Source organism: Dyadobacter alkalitolerans DSM 23607, assembly GCF_000428845.1.
GTDB lineage: Bacteria > Bacteroidota > Bacteroidia > Cytophagales > Spirosomataceae > Dyadobacter > Dyadobacter alkalitolerans.
Genome location: NZ_AUAS01000014.1, coordinates 170,364 through 192,546 on the forward strand (window position 1 = coordinate 170,364; position 22,183 = coordinate 192,546).

At 45.7% G+C, this 22,183-nt stretch carries 21 protein-coding genes; 7 read left to right on the top strand and 14 right to left on the bottom strand.

Annotated elements, in window-relative coordinates; translation table 11 throughout:
• Window positions 1–5 precede the first annotated feature (5 nt).
• The 5 genes from lhgD to recQ all read right to left on the bottom strand — a co-directional run bounded on the left by lhgD (window position 6) and on the right by recQ (window position 7,272).
• Window positions 6–1,205 (bottom strand): L-2-hydroxyglutarate dehydrogenase, encoded by a 1,200-nt coding sequence (gene lhgD / locus G395_RS0121835; protein ID WP_026632028.1) that lies wholly within the window; start codon window positions 1,203–1,205, stop codon window positions 6–8.
• 34 nt (window positions 1,206–1,239) lie between these two features.
• Entirely contained in the window at window positions 1,240–2,433 is a 1,194-nt protein-coding gene (locus G395_RS0121840) for an anhydro-N-acetylmuramic acid kinase (RefSeq protein ID WP_026632029.1), read from the bottom strand.
• A 74-nt stretch (window positions 2,434–2,507) separates the two neighbouring features.
• A complete protein-coding gene (locus tag G395_RS0121845) occupies window positions 2,508–3,602 on the bottom strand; it encodes a PSP1 domain-containing protein (RefSeq protein WP_026632030.1) in 1,095 nt (364 codons plus the stop codon).
• A 116-nt stretch (window positions 3,603–3,718) separates the two neighbouring features.
• On the bottom strand, window positions 3,719–5,008 hold the full coding sequence (gene purD / locus G395_RS0121855) for a phosphoribosylamine--glycine ligase (protein WP_026632031.1): 1,290 nt from the start codon (window positions 5,006–5,008) through the stop codon (window positions 3,719–3,721).
• Window positions 5,009–5,058: 50 nt separating this feature from the next.
• Window positions 5,059–7,272: a DNA helicase RecQ gene (recQ, locus tag G395_RS0121860; RefSeq protein WP_026632032.1), complete on the bottom strand. Its 2,214-nt coding sequence runs from the start codon at window positions 7,270–7,272 to the stop codon at window positions 5,059–5,061.
• A 92-nt stretch (window positions 7,273–7,364) separates the two neighbouring features.
• Here recQ and G395_RS0121865 point away from each other — a divergent pair, with 92 nt between their 5' ends.
• Window positions 7,365–8,339, top strand: a complete 975-nt coding sequence (locus G395_RS0121865; protein ID WP_026632033.1) for a KpsF/GutQ family sugar-phosphate isomerase — start codon at window positions 7,365–7,367, stop codon at window positions 8,337–8,339.
• A 97-nt stretch (window positions 8,340–8,436) separates the two neighbouring features.
• On the opposite strand, the gene G395_RS0121870 is transcribed toward G395_RS0121865, so the two are convergent.
• From G395_RS0121870 to rpmG, 5 genes are all read right to left on the bottom strand, one after another.
• Window positions 8,437–8,913 carry a DUF4293 domain-containing protein gene (locus tag G395_RS0121870; RefSeq protein ID WP_026632034.1) on the bottom strand — a complete coding sequence of 159 codons (477 nt, stop codon included), beginning with the start codon at window positions 8,911–8,913 and terminating at the stop codon, window positions 8,437–8,439.
• A gap of 70 nt (window positions 8,914–8,983) precedes the next feature.
• Entirely contained in the window at window positions 8,984–10,294 is a 1,311-nt protein-coding gene (rimO, locus tag G395_RS0121875) for a 30S ribosomal protein S12 methylthiotransferase RimO (RefSeq protein ID WP_026632035.1), read from the bottom strand.
• A 121-nt stretch (window positions 10,295–10,415) separates the two neighbouring features.
• Entirely contained in the window at window positions 10,416–11,378 is a 963-nt protein-coding gene (gene ftsY / locus G395_RS0121880) for a signal recognition particle-docking protein FtsY (protein WP_026632036.1), read from the bottom strand.
• Between the two features lie 153 nt (window positions 11,379–11,531).
• Window positions 11,532–11,684, bottom strand: coding sequence for a DUF4295 domain-containing protein (locus G395_RS31780; protein ID WP_015813059.1), 153 nt, complete (start codon window positions 11,682–11,684; stop codon window positions 11,532–11,534).
• Window positions 11,685–11,712: 28 nt separating this feature from the next.
• Window positions 11,713–11,895 (bottom strand): 50S ribosomal protein L33, encoded by a 183-nt coding sequence (rpmG, locus tag G395_RS0121890; RefSeq protein WP_026632037.1) that lies wholly within the window; start codon window positions 11,893–11,895, stop codon window positions 11,713–11,715.
• A 274-nt stretch (window positions 11,896–12,169) separates the two neighbouring features.
• On the opposite strand from rpmG, the gene G395_RS0121895 reads away from it, so the two are divergent.
• The 3 genes from G395_RS0121895 to G395_RS0121905 all read left to right on the top strand — a co-directional run bounded on the left by G395_RS0121895 (window position 12,170) and on the right by G395_RS0121905 (window position 15,538).
• Window positions 12,170–12,769: a c-type cytochrome gene (locus G395_RS0121895; protein ID WP_026632038.1), complete on the top strand. Its 600-nt coding sequence runs from the start codon at window positions 12,170–12,172 to the stop codon at window positions 12,767–12,769.
• 87 nt (window positions 12,770–12,856) lie between these two features.
• Complete coding sequence (gene gatB, locus G395_RS0121900) at window positions 12,857–14,350, top strand: Asp-tRNA(Asn)/Glu-tRNA(Gln) amidotransferase subunit GatB (protein WP_026632039.1); 1,494 nt, start codon at window positions 12,857–12,859, stop codon at window positions 14,348–14,350.
• 33 nt (window positions 14,351–14,383) lie between these two features.
• Entirely contained in the window at window positions 14,384–15,538 is a 1,155-nt protein-coding gene (locus G395_RS0121905; RefSeq protein ID WP_026632040.1) for a peroxiredoxin family protein, read from the top strand.
• A gap of 51 nt (window positions 15,539–15,589) precedes the next feature.
• On the opposite strand, the gene G395_RS0121910 is transcribed toward G395_RS0121905, so the two are convergent.
• Complete coding sequence (locus G395_RS0121910; RefSeq protein WP_026632041.1) at window positions 15,590–16,471, bottom strand: Rossmann-fold NAD(P)-binding domain-containing protein; 882 nt, start codon at window positions 16,469–16,471, stop codon at window positions 15,590–15,592.
• A gap of 14 nt (window positions 16,472–16,485) precedes the next feature.
• Here G395_RS0121910 and G395_RS0121915 point away from each other — a divergent pair, with 14 nt between their 5' ends.
• The gene (locus tag G395_RS0121915) at window positions 16,486–17,496 is read left to right on the top strand and encodes a gliding motility protein GldB-related protein (protein ID WP_035361863.1); all 1,011 of its coding nucleotides are present in this window, start codon (window positions 16,486–16,488) and stop codon (window positions 17,494–17,496) included.
• A 47-nt stretch (window positions 17,497–17,543) separates the two neighbouring features.
• The gene (locus G395_RS0121920) at window positions 17,544–18,629 is read left to right on the top strand and encodes a complex I subunit 1/NuoH family protein (protein ID WP_026632043.1); all 1,086 of its coding nucleotides are present in this window, start codon (window positions 17,544–17,546) and stop codon (window positions 18,627–18,629) included.
• On the opposite strand, the gene G395_RS0121925 is transcribed toward G395_RS0121920, so the two are convergent.
• Genes G395_RS0121925 through G395_RS0121935 form a run of 3 tightly spaced genes read right to left on the bottom strand, consistent with a single transcriptional unit; the run spans window position 18,630 to window position 21,005 of the window.
• Entirely contained in the window at window positions 18,630–19,082 is a 453-nt protein-coding gene (locus tag G395_RS0121925) for a hypothetical protein (RefSeq protein ID WP_026632044.1), read from the bottom strand. It abuts the gene before it with no gap.
• A gap of 57 nt (window positions 19,083–19,139) precedes the next feature.
• Window positions 19,140–20,351 (bottom strand): ABC transporter permease, encoded by a 1,212-nt coding sequence (locus tag G395_RS0121930; protein ID WP_026632045.1) that lies wholly within the window; start codon window positions 20,349–20,351, stop codon window positions 19,140–19,142.
• Between the two features lie 27 nt (window positions 20,352–20,378).
• Window positions 20,379–21,005: an ABC transporter ATP-binding protein gene (locus tag G395_RS0121935; RefSeq protein ID WP_026632046.1), complete on the bottom strand. Its 627-nt coding sequence runs from the start codon at window positions 21,003–21,005 to the stop codon at window positions 20,379–20,381.
• A 164-nt stretch (window positions 21,006–21,169) separates the two neighbouring features.
• On the opposite strand from G395_RS0121935, the gene G395_RS0121945 reads away from it, so the two are divergent.
• Complete coding sequence (locus G395_RS0121945; RefSeq protein ID WP_035361864.1) at window positions 21,170–22,180, top strand: hypothetical protein; 1,011 nt, start codon at window positions 21,170–21,172, stop codon at window positions 22,178–22,180.
• The last annotated feature ends 3 nt before the right edge of the window (window positions 22,181–22,183 follow it).

Sequence of the window (22,183 nt, forward strand, 5' to 3'; positions counted from 1 at the left end):
AGACGTTAAATTCTCGCTAGAACGCGTTCAGAAACTGTTTGCCCGATGGATAAGGAGGATGTTGCAGCCGGAGAAGGTGCATTGCAGACATTGATCGCGTTCTTGTTTTCAATGATGGAGAAATCATCCAGCAGCCCACCGTCATAATCACAAGCCTGCGCGCGAACCCCTGCGCCGCCCGGAATAAGGTCATCGCTCTGGATCTCCGGAATAAGCCCTTGTAATGCTTTGGTAAATGCAGCCTTGGAAAAAGAACGGTAATACTCACCCATGCCTGTTTTCCAATATTTCATCGCCACTTTCCTGAAACCCGGCCAGGCCAGTGATTCCATCAATTCCGGAACATTGACATCCAGCTTATTATAACCTTCCCGACGAAACGCAAAAACCGCATTGGGCCCCGCTTCAACGCCGCCTTCGATCATGCGCGTAAAATGCACACCCAGGAAGGGGAAGTTAGGATCTGGGACAGGATAGATCAGGTTTTTTACTAAATGCTGTTTTTCAGGTTTGATCTTATAATATTCACCCCGGAAAGGGATGATCCGCACCTTAATGTCCTCAGGTTGTGTTAATTGAGCTACTTTATCAGAATAAAGCCCTGCGCAGTTGACGATCAGTTTTGTTTGATAAACTTTGCCTGTTGCTGAAACAACCTCGGAATGTGTGTTCCGGTTTTTTATATCAATGGCTTTCTCCCCTAACCGAATTTCACCGCCTATTTTCTGGAAGCATTCTGCATACTTTTCCGAAACCGCTTTGTAATCGATAATGCCCGTATAAGGAACCCAGATGCCTTCTAATCCGACCACATGCGGCTCGATTTCCCGGATTTCTCCTTGCGAGATCATCCTGTTTTCAGTCAAGCCATTCTGATTTCCTCTTTCGAACAAATTCCGCAGCAATGGCCTTTGATCTTCGGTCGTTGCAACCACAATTTTCCCGCACAAGTCATAATGCACGCCTTCCCGGTCGCAAAAATCGATTAGCATTTGATAACCTCGGATGCAATTAGTGGCTTTGAGACTGCCGGGTTTATAGTAAAGCCCGGAATGGATTACGCCGCTGTTGTGGCCGGTTTGGTGTTTGGCCACTTCGTTTTCCTTTTCGAGAAGCAGAATTTTAAGCGAAGGCCGCTGCTCTTTCAGTCGCAATGCTGTGGCGAGCCCTACAATGCCTCCGCCTATGATGGTAATGTCGTACATGGGTTGTTTAATTACTAAAATGAAAAGCGCCTGATCAGCCTGGAAAAGAGATTTTTCCCATGGAAACGCCGGGCACTCCTTCCTTTTCGCCAAAATGCATTTGCTGGCCAGCCACCGCTTCATTGGCCAAAACAGCAAACAAAACCGCTTCCTTTGCATCGCCGGAAATGCCGAGCTTATCAATTTTCAAAACCTGACGATTCAGCGCATTGGAAATCCCGGACATTAAAACCGGGTTATGCGCGCCTCCACCACTCGCGTAAATGTTGTAAACTTCATCCTCGTTCATGACGCTTTTGATAGCGTCGGAAATGGTCTCCGCGCTGAGTTGCGTCAATGTGGCGATAATGTCCTGCCGGGAAAGCGAAATAAGTTTCGACTGCTGAATGGCGGTTTCCACGTAATCAAAGTTGAAAACTTCGGGGCCGGTTGTTTTGGGGAAAGGCGCTTTAAAAAAGGAATAGGATTTTAATGCCGTCAACAATATTTCATTGACCTTCCCGCTGGCAGCTATCGCGCCGTTTTCATCATACGGCTTGTGGAAAAAACGTTTCGTATAAGCGTCCAAAAGTGTATTTCCGGGACCTGTATCGGTCGTGAATATTTTGGTTGTGTCTAATGAACCCGGCAGAAATGTAAAGTTGGCAATACCGCCCATATTGAGAAGAATGCGGTTTTCACCTGCTTTGGAAAAAAGAAAATGATCGCCATAAACGGCGAGCGGCGCGCCTTCACCGCCTGCGGCAATGTGTTTTTGACGGAAATCACTTAATGTAATCACGCCCGTCTTCGCTGCAATGTGGTCGCCGTCGCCGATCTGCAATGTGGCATTCGGGAAACCAGGCAGCTTATGCTGTTTTTTGGGAGCGTGAAAAACCGTCTGGCCGTGACTTGCGATAAGGTCAATGTGCTCAATGTCAAGGTCCCAGCTATTAAGGCAATCCAGGATCATTTTGGCGTGCGTCGTGCCTATGAACGGGTTCAGGAGACAGAGCTGCTGAAAATCGATCTGCCTTTTTGCGAAAATTTGCAGTATTTCATTGCGAAATTCCTCAGTGTAAGGCACGGTTGTGAAAAATTCCAGTTCCAGTTTTGTTTCTGTTCCGCTTCCTTCAATGTTACAAACAGCCACATCCAGCCCGTCCAGAGAAGTTCCGGACATGAGCCCAATGATCCTGCGGGACTTTTTGCGGGAGATTTCGTAGAGTTTCTCAATATGCGCTCTCATAAGCCGTTTTGTAAAAAAAGGAAGCCAAACTTTTACAAGTTTTGACTTCCTTTCAGTTATTAATTCTCCCGGATTTAATCGGTTTTCTGTGGAGAAGAAGCCTGCGGTTTGTTGGCATTGTTCTTATTCTTGCCCGACCGGTTTTTCTTCTTTTTCTTCTTCTTTTGCTCCTCGCTGTATTTTTTATCCAGGTTCTCAAGATCGCTGTTGATCTTTCCAGGTGCCCTGTCCACCGCAGTTCTCTCAACCTGAGGCGTCAGGATTTCCAGCGATTCCGGAATGATATCCTTTTTGTTCAGCTCCATGATTTCCAGCACTTTACTGATCGCCACCGGATACCAGTTCGTGTCTTTATCAAAGCCGAACCACATGATCTTTTTGAAAATGTCGGTCTTTTGCAAAACAGCAACCCCTTTTTTGGTCTTCAAAGGCACATCCACTGTCGGAATGTCCCGCAAAGCATCAATGTAGGTTTCCAGCTCGTAATTCAGGCAGCATTTCAAGCGACCACATTGTCCTGAAAGTTTGGCAGGATTCAATGACAAATTCTGATAACGCGCTGCTGCTGTGGATATATTTTTAAAATCCGTAAGCCAGGTCGAGCAGCACAATTCGCGTCCGCAAGAGCCTAATCCGCCCAAACGGCTCGCTTCCTGGCGCAGACTGATCTGCCGCATTTCAATCCTTACCTTGAATTCCGAAGCCAGAGATTTGATCAGCTCACGGAAATCCACTCGTTCTTCGGAGGAATAATAGAATGTCGTCTTGGTATTATCCGACTGAAATTCCACATCTGAGAGCTTCATATTAAGCTTCATCTCGCGGATAATCTCGCGTGTACGATACAGCGTCGGCATTTCACGAGCCATAGCCTGCGTATGCTTATCGAGGTCTTTTTCAGTGGCTACGCGGTAAATGACGTGCATGTCATCATTGATGACCACGTTTTTACGCTTCATTTGAAGCCTTACCAGCTCGCCCTGCAAAGAAACCGTCCCGATATGCTGGCCGGACGCCATTTCACAGACTACATAGTCGCCCGTGATGAATTCCAGCTGATTTATATTTCTGAAATACTCTTTTCTTCCTCCTTTGAATTTAACTTCTACAACATCAAAACGCTGGCTGACAGGCACATCCATGTGACTAAGCCAGTCAAAAACGTTCATTTTATTGCAACCACCTGTTCCACAGGTTCCATTACTTCCACATCCTGAGACTGCCGATCCATTAGAACCGCATCCGCCGGATGAACATGATCCACATCCCATAGTTACTCATATCATCAATCGTTATAACGTATTAAATCCACACCGATGTCATGACGGAAATATTTGCCCTCAAACTGCACAGCCTGGGCCGCGCGCTGCGATTTGTGAACCGCATTTTCGAGGGAATTGGCCAGGCCTGTAAGCGCCATCACCCTTCCTCCATTTGTCACAACTTCGGTGTTTCCATTGAAAGTAGTGCCCGCGTGGTATAAAAACACATCTTCTACTTTTTGGCTGCCGGAAATTACCTTTCCTTTTTCATAATCTCCTGGATAACCTCCTGACACAACCACGGTCGTCACGGCCACCTGCGGGGAAATTTGTAATTCAAAATCGTTCAAAGTCCCTTTCGCCGTTGAGGCCATGAGCATAGCAAAATCCGACTGGATCCGTGGAATCACAACCTCCGTTTCCGGATCACCCATTCTCACATTGTATTCGATCACAAAAGGCTCCCCTTTTATGTTCATTAAGCCGATAAAAATGAAGCCAACGTATTTAATGCCTTCACTTTTCAAACCCTGCAAGGTAGGTTTAACGACTTTTTCATCTACTTTTTTCAAAAAATTGGCATCCGCAAATGCGACAGGCGACACAGCGCCCATTCCCCCCGTATTCAGGCCTGTATCGTTCTCACCGATGCGTTTGTAATCCTTCGCTTCGGGTAAAATTTTATAATGCTCTCCATCTGAAAGGACAAATACGGATAATTCTATCCCTTTCAAAAATTGTTCTATCACAACCTTGTTGCCCGCATCGCCGAATTTACGGTCCAGAAGCATTTCCCTGAATGCCGTTTCCGCTTCTGAATGCTTTTCTGCGATGATAACACCTTTGCCGGCAGCCAGTCCGTCGGCTTTCAAAACAATCGGAAGTGGGTGGGCTTCGAGATATTCCAGGCCTTGTTCCAATGTATCAACGGTGAATGTTGCAGAAGAAGCCGTTGGAATGCCGTATTTCTGCATGAATTGTTTGGAGAAATCCTTGCTTCCCTCCAATTGCGCACCCGCTTTATTCGGGCCTATGATTTTTATTTTTGAAAGATCTGCCCTGGATTCAAAATAATCGACAATGCCGTTGACCAATGGTTCTTCCGGACCTACGATCACCAGTTCAACATTGTTTTCCAACACCGCATTGGCGATGGCATCAAAATCATTGTAAGATATAGAGAGGTTGGTTGCAACACCCGCAGTTCCCGCGTTGCCGGGCGCTACATATAAACTGTCACAAAGAGGGCTTTGGGCTATTTTCCAGGCAAAGGCATGTTCTCTTCCGCCTGATCCCAATATTAGTATATTCATAAATGGTTAATTGTTTCACTAAAACACTGACAACAAGTCCTTCCAGCCCGTTAATTCGCCAGCTCGGATAAAAACTTGATACGCATAAGCCGTAATTCTTCTTCGCTAATTTCGTCATTGGCAAATTCTCCCAATGCCGCGGCTATATTGTCCGTTTCAGCAGTCATGAAATAGTCATATATATCCTGCTGTCTTTCCCGGTCAATCACCTGATTGATATAATAATCAAGATTCAGCTTTGTTCCGGAATAGCAGATATGTTCAACTTCTTCGATAACATCTGCGAGAGCCAGATCTTTAACTTCTGCGATTTCATCCAGGCTTACCTTGCGGTCGACTTGCTGAATGATGAATATTTTGATTTTAGATTTATTGACAGTCGACTTAATAACGACATCTTTCGCTGTTTCAATCTCATTCTCTTCAACATAACGGGTGATCAGGTCAAGGAACTGACGGCCGAATTTCTGCACCTTACCCATTCCGACGCCATTGATCTGCGCCATTTCCTGCTGGGTAGTCGGATAAGTCGTTGCCATTTCTTCCAGAGACGGATCCTGGAAAATAACGTAAGGAGGCAGATTTTTCTCCTTAGCAACCTTTTTCCTAAGCGCTTTCAGCATTCCTAGAAGCGCTTCGTCATAAGCATGCGCACTCCCGCCTCCGGCAGCCGCATCCTTGTCATCATCCTCCGGTTTTATTTCCTCTTCATCAAAATTATGGTCTTTATGAAGCGTAACCGGATAGGGATCGTTCAAGTAATTTGCACCTTTTTCACCCAGTTTGATCACCCCGTAATTTTCAATGTCTTTTTCGAGATAATTAAAAATCACAAGCTGACGAATGGTCGAGATCCAGTATTCCCGGGACTCACTGATTTCTAATCCTTTCCCATACACATCAAGCTGATCGTGCTCGTAGCTTTTAACATATTGGTTTTCAGTAGCCGTCAGGACGTCCGCAATGTGCTCGCAGTCGAATCGCTGCTCAGTCAGCTGAACGGCTCTCAGAACGAGAATTACACCGTCCTGAACCTTTGTTTTCTCCGTTGACTTGATGCAGTTATCACAAAACCCGCAATCTTTTTCCAGATACTCACCAAAATAGCTTAAAAGCTGCCTTCTCCGGCAAACGCCCAAGGTGGAATATGCCACCATTTCGTTCAGCAAATGGCGTGCATTGTCCCTTTCGGTGACGGTTTTATCTTTATTGAATTTTTCGAGCTTCTGAATGTCCTCATAGCTGTAAAACATCAGGCAATTTCCTTCCAGGCCATCGCGTCCTGCCCGGCCGGTTTCCTGGTAATAACCTTCCAGCGACTTGGGAACATCATAATGTATCACAAAACGAACATCCGGCTTGTCAATTCCCATCCCGAATGCAATCGTTGCCACAATAACGTCCGCCTCTTCATTCAGAAACGCATCCTGGTTTGCCATGCGTGTGTTGCTGTCCAATCCGGCATGATACGGTAATGCACGAACGTCGTTAACGCGAAGCAGTTCAGCCACTTCCTCCACCGTCTTTCTGCTGAGGCAATAAACAATTCCTGATTTGCCTTTATTGTTACGGACGTAACGGATCAGCTGTTTTTTAACATCCTTTTTGGGGCGGATTTCGTAGTAAAGATTTTTCCGGTTAAATGAGGATTTAAATGTTTCCGCCTCCTCCATCTGGAGATTTTTACGAATGTCCTGCTGCACTTTTGGGGTTGCAGTAGCGGTAAGCGCGATAATGGGGAGGTTACCAATATTTTCAATGATCCCGTAAATACGTCGGTATTCAGGCCTGAAATCGTGTCCCCATTCCGAAATACAATGTGCCTCATCGATAGCGACAAATGATATCTTTGCTTTTTTAAGAAAATCCAGGTTATCTTCTTTCGTAAGTGACTCAGGAGCAATGTATAGCAGTTTGAGGCTTCCATCCAGTGCATCACTTTTTACCCGCGTAATTTCAGATTTGGTAAGCGTAGAGTTGAGAAACTGAGCATTGATGCCGAAAGCAGTCAACTGGTCGACCTGGTTCTTCATTAATGCGATAAGCGGCGATATAACGATGGTAAGACCATCGCTGACAAGAGCAGGCAATTGATAGCAAAGCGATTTTCCAGCTCCGGTTGGCATGATTACAAAAGTATTCTTACCAAGCAGGATGTTTTGAATGATAACTTCTTGCTCACCCCGGAATTGACTGTACCCAAAAATTTCTTTTAGTCTTTCTTTTAACGTGTCTAAAACGACTGCATCAACATTATTTACCATACTCTGTTAACAAAATGGTTATCCCAAACTTCTATATCTTTGCTTTTGAAATTAAAAATCCCATTGGTTCCCAATAAAACTGTGTTTCAGATTTGAAATTAATAAAAAATATTCAGTCAATAGCAAAAGAAGTATTACGGCAAGAGGCGGAAGCATTGCATAATCTGATCGGATTGATTGATGAAAAATTTGAAAACTGCGTATATGCTATTATTAACTGCGGAGGTCGCGTGGTTGTGTCAGGAGTGGGCAAAAGCGCCATTGTCGGGCAAAAAATAGTTGCTACTTTAAACTCCACCGGAACGCCCGCGCTCTTCATGCACGCTGCAGACGCCATTCATGGTGACCTGGGCATGATCCAGGACAATGATGTGGTCATCGTCATCTCCCGGAGTGGTGACACTGCCGAAATCAAGGTGCTTATCCCCCTTTTGAAACGCACCGGCGTAACCATGATCGCCATGGTAAGCAACAAGGATTCCTACCTGGCCAAAAATGCAGATCACATCCTGCACGCCTTCGCCCCCGAAGAAGCGGATCCACTAAACCTTGCGCCTACCACAAGCACTTCGGTAACGATGGCTTTAGGCGATGCATTAGCGATTTGCTTACTGGAAGCCAGGGGTTTTACACACGATGATTTTGCAAAATTTCATCCGGGCGGTGCATTGGGTAAAAGGCTTTACCTGAAAATCTGTGACATCTATCCGCATAATGCATTGCCAATGGTCTCCGAAAATGCTGGCTTGCAGGAAATTATACTGGAAATGACTTCTAAAAGGCTTGGCGCAACGGCAGTCAACAACGCAGATGGCAAAATGGCCGGGATCATCACAGACGGAGATCTGCGGCGAATGTTGGAGCAGCACGACGGCGGCAACATTCTGCATCTCAAAGCCCGCGACATCATGACCAAATCGCCCATTTCCGTCTCGCCGGATGAATACGCTGTAAAGGCGCTTGAACTCATGCAAACCCGCAGCATCACGCAGGTCGTGGTTGTAGAAGAGGATGCTATTTTAGGCTTTGTGCATCTGCATGATTTGTTGCGGGAAGGGTTGGTGTAGGCTCGCTAAATGCCCTGTCAGCCTGAGCGGAGACGAAGGCGCGCTACTCCTGGGTAACGCGCCTTCGTCTCCGCTCAGGCTGACAGGGCGCATTTCACTACCTAAACCGCTTCGACTGCTGCACTTCCCGCTCGTCCTTTCTAATAAAACGATTCGCGAAAACATTCGCCAGCATGGATCCTACTAGCCCATAAAACCCGATTTCGTAGTTTCCAGGCAGGTTTGGATCGAAGAGCTTTGCGGTTTTATAAAAGGTGAAATAGATTATCAACCCCATGATGACGGTCATCAAAATGGAGTTTACTGCGCAAAGGGCGGATTGTAGAACCCTGTTTTTATATTGCAATATGGCATAAGCTGCGACTCCGGCAACCAGAATAGCTAGAATGATTAGGTAATAAACGGGTGTAATGTTCGACTGCACGGCGCTGATCTGGTGTGTCAGTTTGATCGCAGTCAAATCTGCTCTTTCCTCACCTGCTAGGGAAACTTTTGACCAGATTGGAAACGCAAGAAATATACCCATTCCGATTACGGTAAGGGCTAAAAAAACGGTCTGAATTCTTTGTAACATATTTTTTTAAATTGAGCTTTTCTCGAATAAGCCGCAAATGTAATAAAGACAAATGAGTGGGAAAGCGTTATCAGGAAATAACCGTTCCGTAAAGATCAAATTCCTCAGCCGATGTAATGTTAACATTGGCAAAATCCCCTAACCGAACGTACTGACTTGCCGGCACAAGCACTTCATTGTCAACCTCAGGCGAGTCGAATTCCGTGCGGCCAATAAAATGCCCGCCTTCTTTGCGATCGAAAAGGACTTTGTAAGTATTGCCGATTTTTTTCTGGTTCAATTCGTACGAAATGCCTTGTTGCAGCTCCATGATGGCATCCGCGCGTTCCTGTTTGATTTCGGCAGGAATGTCGTCGGGCAGCGTGTATGAATGTGTATTGTCTTCGTGAGAATATTGAAATGCTCCTAAACGGTCGAAACGCATTTTTTCAACGAAATCATAGGTTTCGTCAAAAAGCGCTTCCGTTTCGCCGGGGTGGCCTACGATCAATGTGGTCCTTAATGTAATGTCAGGCACTTTGGCGCGGATCGTTTCGATCAATGCTTCCGTTTTTTCTCTGGTAATCCCGCGACGCATGGATTTCAAAATCTCTGTTGAACCTGTTTGCAAAGGCATATCCAGATATTTGCAAATGTTGCTGCGCTCGTTCATGATGTCCAGAATGTCCATCGGAAATCCGGCCGGATAAGCATATTGCAACCTGATCCACTCAATGCCTTCCACATCTGAAAGTTGAGCCAGCAGGTCGGAAAGGTTTCTTTTCTTATAAATATCAAGACCGTAGTAAGTCAGGTCCTGGGCAATGAGGATCAGTTCTTTGGTGCCACGTTTAGCCAGTGATCTTGCTTCCTTGACAAGCTCTTCAATCGAGCGGGAAACGTGACCGCCGCGCATAATGGGAATTGCACAAAAACTGCAAGGGCGATCGCAACCTTCGGCGATTTTCAGGTAAGCGTAGTGGGTAGGCGTGGTTAACAAACGCTCGCCGACCAGTTCATGCTTGTAATCAGCTTTCAGCGTTTTGAGTAAACGTGGCAGCTCATTGGTCCCGAACCAGGCGTCTACAGTTGGTATTTCTAGGGAAAGCTCGTCTTTGTATCTGTGTGATAAACAGCCTGTAACATAAACTTTATCCACCATTCCGGCTGCTTTTGCATCGGCATAGCGCAAGATTGTGTTAATGGATTCCTCCTTAGCATTATCTATAAATCCACAGGTGTTAATCACAACAATCTGCGAATCATCCTTTTTCGACTCATGATCAACGGCGAATCCATTTCCTTTGAGCTGCGTATAAAGCACCTCTGAATCCACCAGGTTTTTAGAACAACCCAGCGTTACAATATTGACTTTATTCTTAACTATTCCTTTGGTTTTCATTAGAGTTAGCTATCAGCGCCGGGCTTTTAGCTTTAAGTGATAATAAAAATGCAGACGTCACATGAAAGTGACTGATAATGAACGGCGAAACGGGGTGCAAAGTTCGGTAAAAATGGATCGCTTAGCGAATCTTCTTAAACAGAGAATCCACAAACTCTGCCCGGTCGAAAACTTGCAGGTCGTCCATTTTTTCTCCTACGCCTATGTATTTGACGGGGATTTTGAACTCGTCTGAAATGCCGATTACGACGCCGCCTTTGGCTGTTCCGTCGAGTTTTGTGATGGCTAATGCGGTGATTTCTGTGACCTTGGTGAATTCCCTGGCTTGGATTACAGCATTCTGGCCTGTGCTGCCGTCAAGAACGAGCAGGACTTCGTGAGGTGAATCCGGGATGATCTTTTGCATGACGCGCTTGATCTTTGAAAGCTCGTTCATGAGGTTCACTTTCGTATGTAAACGTCCGGCCGTGTCGATAATGATCACGTCGGCGCCTGTTTCCATTCCTTTTTTCAATGCGTCATATGCCACTGCGGAAGGATCGGTGTTCATGCCGTGGTCGATTACAGGAACGTCAACGCGTTTTCCCCAGAGTTTGAGCTGTTCTACTGCCGCAGCGCGAAATGTATCCGCGGCGCCAAGTACAACTTTATGACCATGTTGGTGAAACTGATGCGCAAGCTTTCCGATCGTTGTCGTTTTCCCCACACCATTCACACCAACAACCATAATGACATAAGGTTTGGGTAGATGCTTCGTTTCGAAGCTGTCGCGAAAGTCTACAGATTTATTTTCGGTAAGCAGTGCGGCAATTTCTTCACGCAGAATGCCATCCAATTCGGCCGTGGTGGCATATTTGTCTCTCGCAACCCGCTCCTCAATCCGCTTAATTACCTTTACAGTGGTCTCAACGCCTACATCCGAACTTACCAGGATGTCTTCGAGCTCGTCCAGAACATCTTCGTCAATTGTGGTTTTACCAACAATGGCGCGGGAAAGTTTACCAAAGAAACTGTCTTTGGTTTTTTCCAGGCCTTTGTCCAATGTTTCTTTTTTCTCTTTTGAAAAAAAACCAAATAAGCTCATATGGTGTGATTGGGGTAAGTTCTGTAATTGTGTAAGTGCGCCCAAAAATAAAACAAAAAAAGTCCCAAAAGGGACTTTTTGTAAACTTGATATCACACATCGACCGCCCGGCGACTCGGTTCACTAAGTGGGACGAGTGCAATCAATGTCAGTCTAGTTCTTTAGGGCGCCTTGAACACCGTCCAAAGGAACGATTTCTTCTTTGAAGGTATAAGCTCCTGTTTTTGGAGATTTTACAGCCTTAATAACCTTGGCGAATGCTTTACCGCCTTCTTTTTTCAGGGTAGCAACTACTTTCTTTGCCATGTCTGTATATCTTTTAAAGTTAAAAAACTTATTTAATTTCTTTGTGGACTGTATAGCGTCTCAGGAATGAATTGAATTTTTTCAATTCCATACGGCCAGGCGTATTTTTCCGATTTTTTGTAGTCACATAACGTGACATTCCAGGAACACCACTATCTTTTTGTTCTGTGCATTCCAATATAACCTGTACTCTATTACCTTTCTTAGCCATTGCTTTACATCGTTTTTACAAATAGGACTGCAAAAGTAAGAACATTTACTTTTATTCACAATGCTCTCTAATAAATTTAGTATATTTTTTGAAAAATTTTATTCCACCCGGTTTTCATTAAGGTCTTGGTGTACAAATAAATAAGTTGTGCTTATAATCCGCCTAGTTTCAATTTCTGAATTAAATTTGAAGGAAATCTAATGCAAACTTACTTTCTTCGTGTGCAGTTAGTTTGCAAATCCTTAATCTGGCGGAAATTCTTAATTTAAAAACAATGACTCTTAAAAAAAGTACCCCATTAGCGCTTATAGCTCTGGCGGTTTCGTTCTTCATTGGTTGCTCTTCACAGGAAGACAAAGATAAATATGATCATTATTACGGATCTGGCAGCAAATCCAGAGAGGAAACGGCGCTTGTAGCTTTGCAGAACGAAAGAAGAAATCAGCCTGCCCCAGCGCCTGCGGCGGCAGCTTCCGGACAAGGAGCAGCGGCACCGGCAGCCGGGGATTCAGCAAATGCTGGTTCTGGCGATGCGGCAATTGGTCAGGGAGGTGCGGCAGCGGCAGCTACTAATCCGGATGCAGCGGCGGCTCCTACTGCGGCAGCGGCACCTGCGAAACGCAAGCCTGTTCCTGCAGACGTTTCGGCATTGCTTAACAAACATGCTTGTCTTGCTTGCCATCAGCCTTATGACAAAGTGATCGGGCCGGCTTATGCGGATGTTGCCAAGAAAAAATATACATCTGATCAAATTGTAGAACTGGTTCACAGTCCAAAACCGGAACATTGGCCTGGTTACCCGCCGATGGCGCCTATGGCACACGTTCCAAAAGGTGATATCGTTGTAATTGCCAACTGGATTAACTCTTTGTAAAATAGGGTTATCAATATTAGAAAATACGGGCCGTTCATGCTATGGACGGCCCGTATTCGTATCTTTGCGAACGCATTTTATTATAATATGACTCAAAACGCACTGCAACCGGCTGACATCACGGATGAACTTCTGGCCCGGTATGAAACTGTAATCGGACTCGAAGTGCATTGTCAGCTCCTGACGGAATCGAAACTTTTTGCGCAGGACAGAAACCTTTTCGGGGCTGATCCTAATACAAACATTGGCCCGCTTACGCTTGCATTACCAGGGACATTGCCCAAAATCAATAAGAAAGCAGTTGAATATGCGGTCCGTTTAGGACTGGCTTGTGGCTGCTCTATCAGTAAAAGGACAATTTTTGATCGCAAAAATTACTTTTATCCCGATCTGCCGAAAGGTTACCAGATCTCACAGGACAAGAAACCGATCTGCGAAAATGGCGGGGTGACGATTTCCACAAAAAATGCGGATGGAAAAATGACCGAGAAAGTGATCCGCTTCCATCACATACATTTGGAAGAGGATGCGGGAAAGTCGGTGCATGATGGCAGTGTGACCGAAACATTGCTGGATTACAACCGCGCCGGGACGCCTTTGGTTGAGATGGTTTCCGAGCCGGATTTGCGGTCTGCGGAAGAAACAGGCGCATTTGTTACGGAAATTCGCCGGCTTGTGCGCTATCTGCACATTAGCGATGGCAATATGGAGGAAGGCTCGCTGCGTTGCGATGTCAATGTTTCCCTTAGGAAAAAGGGAGCGGAAAAACTCGGCACGAAGGTGGAGATCAAGAATATGAACTCTATCCGCAACATGATGCGGGCTATAAGTTTTGAAGAGAAAAGACAGGTTGCTATGCTCGAAAACGAGCAGGCTATCCAGCAGGAAACGCGGATGTTTGACGTGGAAAGCGGGCAGACTTACGGCATGCGCGTGAAGGAAACGATGAACGATTATCGCTATTTCCCCGATCCTGACCTCAGTCCGGTTGTTGTTTCTGATGAATGGCTTGAAAGCATTAAAGCCGATATGCCCGCATTGCCGCACGAGCTGCGTGAGAAATTTACGCATAAATATGGAATTCCGGCTTATGACGCGGCTGTACTTACGGATACGCGTGAAATTGCTGCTTACTTCGAAGCAGTTTGTGCCAAAACAAACGCCTATAAAGCTGCTTCGAACTGGTTGATGGGACCTGTGAAATCGTATCTGAATGATCACGAAGGCAACATCGACCGTTTCCCGATCAGTCCCGAAAGTCTGGCTGCATTGATCGACCTGAGTGAGGCGGATGTGGTGAGTAATTCGGTGGCTACGCAAAAGATATTTCCGGTGCTTCTGTCTGAGCCGCAGCGTGATCCCAAAGAGATCGCATCGTCAAATAACTGGATTCAGAACAGCAATACAAACGAGCTTGAAACGTTGGTAAATGAGGTTATTGATGCAATGCCTGACAAAGTTGCGGCTTATAGAAAAGGAAAAAAGGGGTTACTGGGTCTTTTTGTGGGAGAAGTCATGAAAAAATCAAATAACACCGCCGATCCTAAGCTTGTAAGCCAGTTGCTCAACGCGAAACTCTGATAGCCAGGCCTAATAAAAACAATTAAGAAGGTTATGAAAGGAATAGTCAAACAAGGTTTTTTTATAGTTAGTCTTGCTTTTTTTAGCCTTCAATCACAGGCACAGCAACTTGCACCCAAGGATTTCTCGGTTAACGGTAAAGTGAAGAATGGTGCGAAGGGAGAGAAAGTAACATTGCTGCGGACTACTGCGGGCGGATCGTCGATCAAGCTGGATTCTACACAGCTTGCGGCCGACGGGACTTTTGCTATAAAAGGAGTTGAGAATGACCGCGGGAGTTTCTTTTCGTTGAACATTGCGGATCGTCAGAAGGTGATTTTGCTGGTGGAAGGTGGTGAAACATTCAATGTTGTTGCCGACGGAACTACAAGAGACGAAAAGGGAAATGGTGGCAACGCAGATATTTCCGGATCTAAAAACATGGAATATTATGGTCAGATAGACAAGCTTATGCGGTCTTTCGCGGCCAAAGTGACGGGTTGGAACGAAGAATATGCGAAGGCTGAGGAGAAAAAAGACACCAAGAAAATCCAGGAAGTGCAACAGGCATTTGCCGGCGCGGATAAAGAAAGGCTGGATGTAATTAAGAAATTGCTTCCTGAAATGGGCACATCATTAGTCGCCCTTTTTACGGCTAACAACTTTTTAAGCCCGGACAATGATCTTGAAATGCTTAAAAAGCTGGCCGACGACTACGAAAAAGTAACGCCGACACCGACATTAGCGAAAGGATTTATTGGTCAGATAAAAAGAATTGCAGGCGTTTCAGTCGGACAGCAAGCGCCTGATTTTACATTGAATAGCCCTGACGGAAAGCCGGTTGCATTATCCTCACTGCGCGGAAAGTTTGTCTTAATCGACTTCTGGGCATCCTGGTGCGGGCCTTGCCGGATGGAAAATCCGAATGTCGTGCGTATGTATGACAAGTTTAAGGACAAAGGATTTGACATTTACGGCGTTTCACTGGATGATAATGAAAAAGCCTGGAAAACGGCCATTGAGCGCGATAAGCTGAAATGGCTGCATGGATCGGAGTTGAAAAAGTGGAATTCCGGCGTTGCGCAGACTTACGGCGTTAATGCCATTCCGGCCACATTCCTGATTGATAAGGACGGGAAAATCATTGCCAAGAACTTACGCGGGCCAGCATTGGAAAGCAAGCTTACCGAATTGCTGGGCGCTCAATAATAATAGATTAGATGTAGTTAAAAATCCGCAAGATCTGTCTTGCGGATTTTTTTATGCGCCGACATCTTCCAGGCTATAATAAAACTGTAACGGATCGGGATATTTGAAAGCATAGTGATAGTGCTGATCCAGCTTTTCACCTGAAATAACTTTGAAATCAGACTTCTCAGCAGATTCTGTAAATGTTGGAGCTTCCCAGCCAAATTGCGCGCAGGAGACTTCATAAACTTCCCGTCGGGTTGTGTGGATCGGCGATACAATATTGAATGTCTCATTCACAATGCCGGATTGCAGAATGGTCATGATGATTCCCACAGCATCGTCCCTGTGAATGTAATTAACGGGGATAGAGCCGGTTGTCATCTCTTTTTTGCCCTGGACATATTTTCCTGGAATGCGGTTATAGCCTAGCAGGCCGCCTAATCTGAGGATCGTAACATCACGGTCGGGGCGTAAGGCGGTAAACAAATTTTCTGCGGCAACCATATCGGGGGAAGCCGATTCATCAGGCGTTTTCACGTCATCTTCGACCACAATGCGGTTTAATTCAGGATAAATTCCGGTGGAGCTGATGAATACAATGTTGGTAATGCGCGATTTTTTGATTTCGCCAATAATCACTTCAATTTGCTTTACATAAAATCCGGGTTCGTGTTTTTGCAGGCGGGGAGGCAGGGAAATGATCAGCGTATCCACGTCAAAAAAAGAATGCAAGGCCACATTATCAGCATTAAACCCCGGATCAAGCGGAAGCAGAAAGCCCTCAATGCCGTTCCCAGCGAATGTTTCGATTTTTGAAGCCGATGTCGTGCTGCCTTTTATCTGCCATGTACTATGCTGGCGCAGTAAGCGTTGAGCTAATGGAAAACCTAACCAGCCGCATCCCAAAATGCTTATTTGTTTTTTTTCTACTTTTGAATCGTTATCCGTCATTTGATATTAAGGCTATGTTCCTATCGAGATTTGCTCTCTTTTGCTTCCTGATTTCTGTTTCTTTTATTTCCTGTAATAAAGATAAGCGCCTCGAATCCGATACGAGTGAGGCCGTTGTTAATGTTCAGTCCGAAAACCTGGATCAGGCACTTTTTGCTTGCAAATCGGTTAAAGATGTGCAAAATTTTCTCGACGTGCGGCCATATCTGGCAAAGGAATATTTTGCGAGTTCACAAATGGATTCCCGACAGCTGGCAACGCATTTATTCACTATTTTACAAAACCCTGATTTTCAAGCATTCCGCAACCAGCTCGATAGCCTCATAGGCGACCGTAAACAGAACATTCTGGACCCGCTTGCAGAAGCATTTAAGCAAATAAAATACCATTATCCGGCCTTCAAAGCACCAAAAGTGCAGTTTTTGGTAACAGGCTTTACAGGCACAGACCTATACATTACCGATTCACTGATCATTATCGGGTTGGATTATTTCGGCGGGCCAAACGCCATGTATCGCCCGGATGTGTTTGATTATCAGCTGCGCAGATACCAGAAAGAATACATTGTTCCTTCTATCGTCTTTTTCGAATCCAACCGTTTCAACAAAATTGATCCAACGGACAAGACATTGCTCGCGGATATGATCGGTTATGGTAAGGGTTATGCATTTGTAAAGCAGATCATGCCGACTGCTGCGGATAGCCTGGTCATTGGATATTCGGCCGACAATTTGCGCAGAACAGATGCGAGCCAGCAGCAGATATGGGCTTATTTTATTGCTGGAAAATTGCTGTATGAGTCTGCGGAGATGAAAAAAAAGAAGTTCATTGAAGAGCGACCATTCACAACCGAAATCGGGCAAAAGGTGCCGGGCGCCATTGCGCGTTGGGTGGGTTGGCGGATCGTAAACCGTTTCAGGGCCGAAAATCCGGGCGTAACCCTTCCCGAATTGATGGGAATGGAAAACGCTGCACAGATTTTGCAGGAATCGGGATATAACGGCGAACCAGACGAAGTGGAGTAAGTTTTTTGTTTACTTTTGGCAGTCACTAAGATCCCGAAACACCGTTGATACCGTTTACACTCATCATTTTTCTTCTTCTTGTGCCTGGTTTTGTGGTCATCGGCGTCTATCTCGAGCGCAAGGTTTCTGCATTTATTCAGGATAGGATGGGTCCGATGGAAGTAGGTAAATGGGGCTTGCTTCAACTTTTCGCCGATTTGCTAAAACTTCTTCAGAAGGAGGATATTGTTCCAAAAGCAGCTGACAGACGTCTTTTTCTACTCGCCCCGTTTGTCATTTTTGTATCCGTTTTTGCTGGTTTTGCAGTTATCCCATTAGCGCCTGATTTGGCCGGCTCAGGGGCATCGGTCGGCGTATTTTTCCTGCTGACCATTGTTTCCGTCGACGTTATAGGGCTCTTGATGGCAGGATGGGGTTCAAATAATAAGTTTGCATTATTCGGCGCTATGCGTGCAGTGGCGCAGATCATTTCCTATGAGATTCCTTTGGGATTATCCATTCTCTGCGTGGTAATGCTTACCCAAACGCTGGATTTACAGATCATTAGCTATCAGCAAGGCATTTATTCCAATGAGCCTGTTTATTTATTTGGCATAAAAGACCTGGGCATTGATGTGACGAATGTGGGCGGATTTTTGTCCTGGAACATTGTCAGGAACCCTTTTTTACTATTGGCATACATTGTCTTCTTCATAGCCTCATTGGCAGAATGTAACCGCGCACCTTTCGACTTGCCGGAAGGTGAATCGGAGCTGGTTGCCGGATTTCACACCGAATACTCAGGCATGCGCTGGGCACTTTTCATGCTTTCGGAGTATGGAATGATGCTGCTGGTGTGCCTGTTAGGCGCTATTTTGTTTTTGGGAAGCTGGAATACGCCTTTCCCCAACATTGGCCCCTTGAAGCTGGCCGACTGGACCAGTGGAGAACCCGGAACCTGGTTTGGTTACATTACGGGCATTTTCTGGCTGCTGGGCAAAGCAATTTTTGGAATTTTAATTCAAATGTGGGCACGCTGGACACTTCCCCGACTGCGTGTGGATCAGCTGATGTATCTTGGATGGAAAGTCTTAACGCCGGTTGGACTCGTGCTTTTCTTTATCTCCGGCGTCTGGCGGCTGATCGGGATCTGATTATTGAGCGATTTCAGCGCCGTCCAGGATGTAATTCATCTGATAAATATCGTCGGCATTCAGCTTTAATGTTCCTACAAAGGTCAGACGTTCATCCGTTTTGAACTTGCGGCCATCTTTTTTCTTGAAATTCAAGGTCATAACCGTCTCGGGACCCGCGCCTCCACAGAAAAAGCATGCACTGAAAGGAAATGCGGAAAGCACGTATAAATTAGCGTCCAGATCCACAGGCAGAATGTATCCGGTAATGGTAACCTGCTGATTCTTCAACTTCTGAACACTCGGGCCGAACGTAGGATGAAGCATATAAATGGATTCTTCGGCATACCACTTCTTTTTGAAAGTCACATCGCGCAACGTTTCCCACGTCACCTTAACCGGATTAACGGCCGGCGTAAATGCGAATAAAGAGGTAAAGCAAAAAAGCAATATGATGATTCTTACAGATTTCATTGCGCCTTATTTTGTCTTGGTTAGGATTTAACTAAGTAAACAAATTTACGCAGAATATCATTCCTCTGCCAGTGTCCGGGAGATATTCAACCGGTAAATGCCCAGCGAGGGAAGTGCCGAGGCCAGGAAGCCGATCAGCAAGGCTGCAAAAAACAGGTAAATTTCTTCGGGCAGAATCGTGAATTTCCGCAATGAATAATGAAAATCCTGCTCAGCCGCTCTCGAAAACAGCCAAAGCCCAACGCGGCTCAGAATAATCCCTGAAAAATAGCCGATTACGGCCAGCATTAAGCCTTCCAGCAATAGCATCAGGAATAGCCTTGTACGTGTTGCGCCCATAGAAAGCATGAGCGCCATCTCGTATTTTCGTTCTTTCAGTGAATTGTAAAGCGAAATAAAAACGCTGATCCCGGCAATGCTGATAATGATAAGGGCTAATCCCCGAAGCGTTTCAATGCCCACGCCCAGCAGCGAGAAAAGCCGGTTGATTTCAATGCTGGGCAATGCGGCCTGCATGGATGTGTTTTCGTTGATCTGCCGCGGAAGGGTCATTAAGCCCATTGGATTCCGGAACTGGATCAGTGCGCTGGTAACTTGCCTGCCTGTTTCGGCTTCGTCATGCTCTTCATGCTCCTCATGTTTGGCATCGCCCTCATGCGCATGAACGTCCCAAACGCTTGATAATCTGGTTAGTAAAAGCTGGTCGACAACGGAGCCAGTGGTTTCGAAAATGCCTGTAACCTTGTATTTTTTGTCATTATGCGCCTCGCCCGCACCATCGAGCCCATGCGAGCTTGCGAATGTATCGCCGATTTTCAGCTGTGACATTGCGGCTACTTTGCTGCCTAACACCACTTCCATGGAGGCATTGTAAATTTGTCCCTGAGCCAATTTTGCCTGAAAATGCTCGATATATTTTGGCGTCGTGCCCACGATCCGGAATCCCTGATAACTGTCGCCCATGGAAAGCGGAATCACCGTTTTGATAAAAGGGTTTTTACGCAATGCATCCACTTCGGCCAGCGGCACATTGCCGGTAGGCGCGTCGATCTGGTAAATGCTGGACAGGATTAGTTGCAGCGGGCTGCCTTTGGCTCCCACCACCATATCAATGCCGCGAATGTTCCGGCGAAACTGCTCGTCCAGTTGTTTGTTAAGCAGCAAAAGCAGCGATATCATACCAATTCCCAGCGTAAGCAAAAGGGCACTTAAAAAACTGTTCAGCTTTTTCTCTTTCAGGTTGGCCAGACTAATTTTGACAACATTCATCTGTTCAGGATTAGGATAATGGCACTATTAAAGGTGGACCTGGTTGGAAAACTCATCTTTTAACCGCTGATCGTGCGTGACCACAACCAGGCTGGCGCCGATGGAGGCGGATTGTTCCTTTAATAATGTAATTACTTTTTGGGTATTGTTATCGTCCAGGTTAGACGTTGGTTCGTCAGCGAGAATGACATTCGGCTCGTTCATGAGTGCGCGGGCAATGCTTACACGCTGCTGTTCACCCTGGCTGAGCTGATTGGTTTTTTTGTTCAAATGTTCCGCAAACCCCAGTTTTTCCGCCAGCATACGGGCTTTCTGTGTGTTTTCCTTTTGATCTGCCAGATAGTTGGACAGCAATATATTTTCCAGGACCGAAAGTGAACTGACAAAATGGGGTTTCTGATAAATGATCCCGATATTCTTCGCCCTGACCTTCGTTATTTCTTCCGGGGAAAGGGCTGTTACCGGCTTTTCTGCGATCAGGATTTGTCCCGATTCCGGTTTCAGCAACAGCGCCAGCAAGTGCAGCAATGTCGTTTTCCCCTTGCCCGACTGGCCCAATATCAGCAGTGTTTCCTTGTCCTTGCAGTGAATGTCCGGAAAGCTGAACTTCTTCTGGGCTGAGTAAGAAAAGTGAAGATTGGTGCTTGAAATCATTGCAAAGGCTGTTTTTCCATTTGCAATGATAATGAAGTTTTATTTTTGGCAACATTAAAAAATTTTAGTGTTACAAATAAATCATTCGGAAATACGTTGAAATGGTGATATACCCTGAATAAAACCAACAACTGTTCTATTTTTGCAAAAAATTGATCTCACAAATGCGTAGAAAATCTGAATTAAAGAAAGTGTCCGGGGCATTGGTGTTTATCTTGACTTGTGGGCTTTTGTTTATGAATCAGGATGTCCAGGCGCAGAGCAGGGGCATTTTTGTTCCGTATTCAACAGCCGGATTTGGGCTCGGGACTTCTAGCTATTTTGGAGATTTCGCACCTTACAGAAGGCCACTTGCTTCCACATTTAAAATGATGCGTTGGAGCATTGGTGGGAATTACACACGCCATTTTACGCCCCGTCTGGGTGCAAGAGCAAGCTTTATTTACGCGCGTATCGCCGGTGACGATTACATTATGAACCGCAGCGAAAAGCAGGAATCCAACATTTTTTACGCCCGAAACCTGCATTTCAGAAATGATCTGAAAGAATTCTCTGTGCAGGGTATTTTTAAATTAACACCTGATAACAGAAGCTACGACAGAAGGCCGCAGTTTGGAACTTATCTGTTTGCCGGGATAGCGCTTACTGCACACAACCCGAAAGCACTTGACTCCCTGGATGGTGACTGGATTAAATTACAGCCACTGGGCACTGAGGGGCAGGGGAATGAAGGTTATGACAAGCCTTACTCGCTGGTTCAATTTGCGATTCCTTTGGGAATTGGCGTTCGCTATAAGATCAACTCCAAGCTGGATATTTCGGCAGAACTGGGTTTCCGCAAGACATTTACAGATTACTTAGATGATGCGCACGGAAGTTATGCGGATCCTGCATTATTTGCTGACAATCCGACTGCATTGGCATTGAGTAACAGAACAACAGAGCGTTATGCTGCAAGAAAAGGAGCTGACCGCACAGAAGCTTTGAAAAAATTCCTTGTGGTTAACTATATGCTGGATACCAATGATCCGTTGGCAGCATTGCCAACCACGGGTTTTGGAGCGCCGGGCACCGACCGCGGAAACAGCCCTACTTACACGGACAACTATCTTTTTGGTATGATCCATATCAACTATATGTTGCCATCGCAGATCAAATGTCCTCCATTAAAATAACTA

Excerpts from the sequence above, each read along its gene's own strand:
- lhgD (WP_026632028.1), bottom strand. The coding sequence starts at position 1,205 with ATGTACGACATTACCATCATAGGCGGAGGCATTGTAGGGCTCGCCACA.
- G395_RS0121840 (WP_026632029.1), bottom strand. The coding sequence starts at position 2,433 with ATGAGAGCGCATATTGAGAAACTCTACGAAATCTCCCGCAAAAAGTCC.
- G395_RS0121845 (WP_026632030.1), bottom strand. The coding sequence starts at position 3,602 with ATGAACGTTTTTGACTGGCTTAGTCACATGGATGTGCCTGTCAGCCAG.
- purD (WP_026632031.1), bottom strand. The coding sequence starts at position 5,008 with ATGAATATACTAATATTGGGATCAGGCGGAAGAGAACATGCCTTTGCC.
- recQ (WP_026632032.1), bottom strand. The coding sequence starts at position 7,272 with ATGGTAAATAATGTTGATGCAGTCGTTTTAGACACGTTAAAAGAAAGA.
- G395_RS0121870 (WP_026632034.1), bottom strand. The coding sequence starts at position 8,913 with ATGTTACAAAGAATTCAGACCGTTTTTTTAGCCCTTACCGTAATCGGA.
- rimO (WP_026632035.1), bottom strand. The coding sequence starts at position 10,294 with ATGAAAACCAAAGGAATAGTTAAGAATAAAGTCAATATTGTAACGCTG.
- ftsY (WP_026632036.1), bottom strand. The coding sequence starts at position 11,378 with ATGAGCTTATTTGGTTTTTTTTCAAAAGAGAAAAAAGAAACATTGGAC.
- G395_RS31780 (WP_015813059.1), bottom strand. The coding sequence starts at position 11,684 with ATGGCAAAGAAAGTAGTTGCTACCCTGAAAAAAGAAGGCGGTAAAGCA.
- rpmG (WP_026632037.1), bottom strand. The coding sequence starts at position 11,895 with ATGGCTAAGAAAGGTAATAGAGTACAGGTTATATTGGAATGCACAGAA.
- G395_RS0121895 (WP_026632038.1), top strand. The coding sequence starts at position 12,170 with ATGACTCTTAAAAAAAGTACCCCATTAGCGCTTATAGCTCTGGCGGTT.
- gatB (WP_026632039.1), top strand. The coding sequence starts at position 12,857 with ATGACTCAAAACGCACTGCAACCGGCTGACATCACGGATGAACTTCTG.
- G395_RS0121905 (WP_026632040.1), top strand. The coding sequence starts at position 14,384 with ATGAAAGGAATAGTCAAACAAGGTTTTTTTATAGTTAGTCTTGCTTTT.
- G395_RS0121910 (WP_026632041.1), bottom strand. The coding sequence starts at position 16,471 with ATGACGGATAACGATTCAAAAGTAGAAAAAAAACAAATAAGCATTTTG.
- G395_RS0121915 (WP_035361863.1), top strand. The coding sequence starts at position 16,486 with ATGTTCCTATCGAGATTTGCTCTCTTTTGCTTCCTGATTTCTGTTTCT.
- G395_RS0121925 (WP_026632044.1), bottom strand. The coding sequence starts at position 19,082 with ATGAAATCTGTAAGAATCATCATATTGCTTTTTTGCTTTACCTCTTTA.
- G395_RS0121930 (WP_026632045.1), bottom strand. The coding sequence starts at position 20,351 with ATGAATGTTGTCAAAATTAGTCTGGCCAACCTGAAAGAGAAAAAGCTG.
- G395_RS0121935 (WP_026632046.1), bottom strand. The coding sequence starts at position 21,005 with ATGATTTCAAGCACCAATCTTCACTTTTCTTACTCAGCCCAGAAGAAG.
- G395_RS0121945 (WP_035361864.1), top strand. The coding sequence starts at position 21,170 with ATGCGTAGAAAATCTGAATTAAAGAAAGTGTCCGGGGCATTGGTGTTT.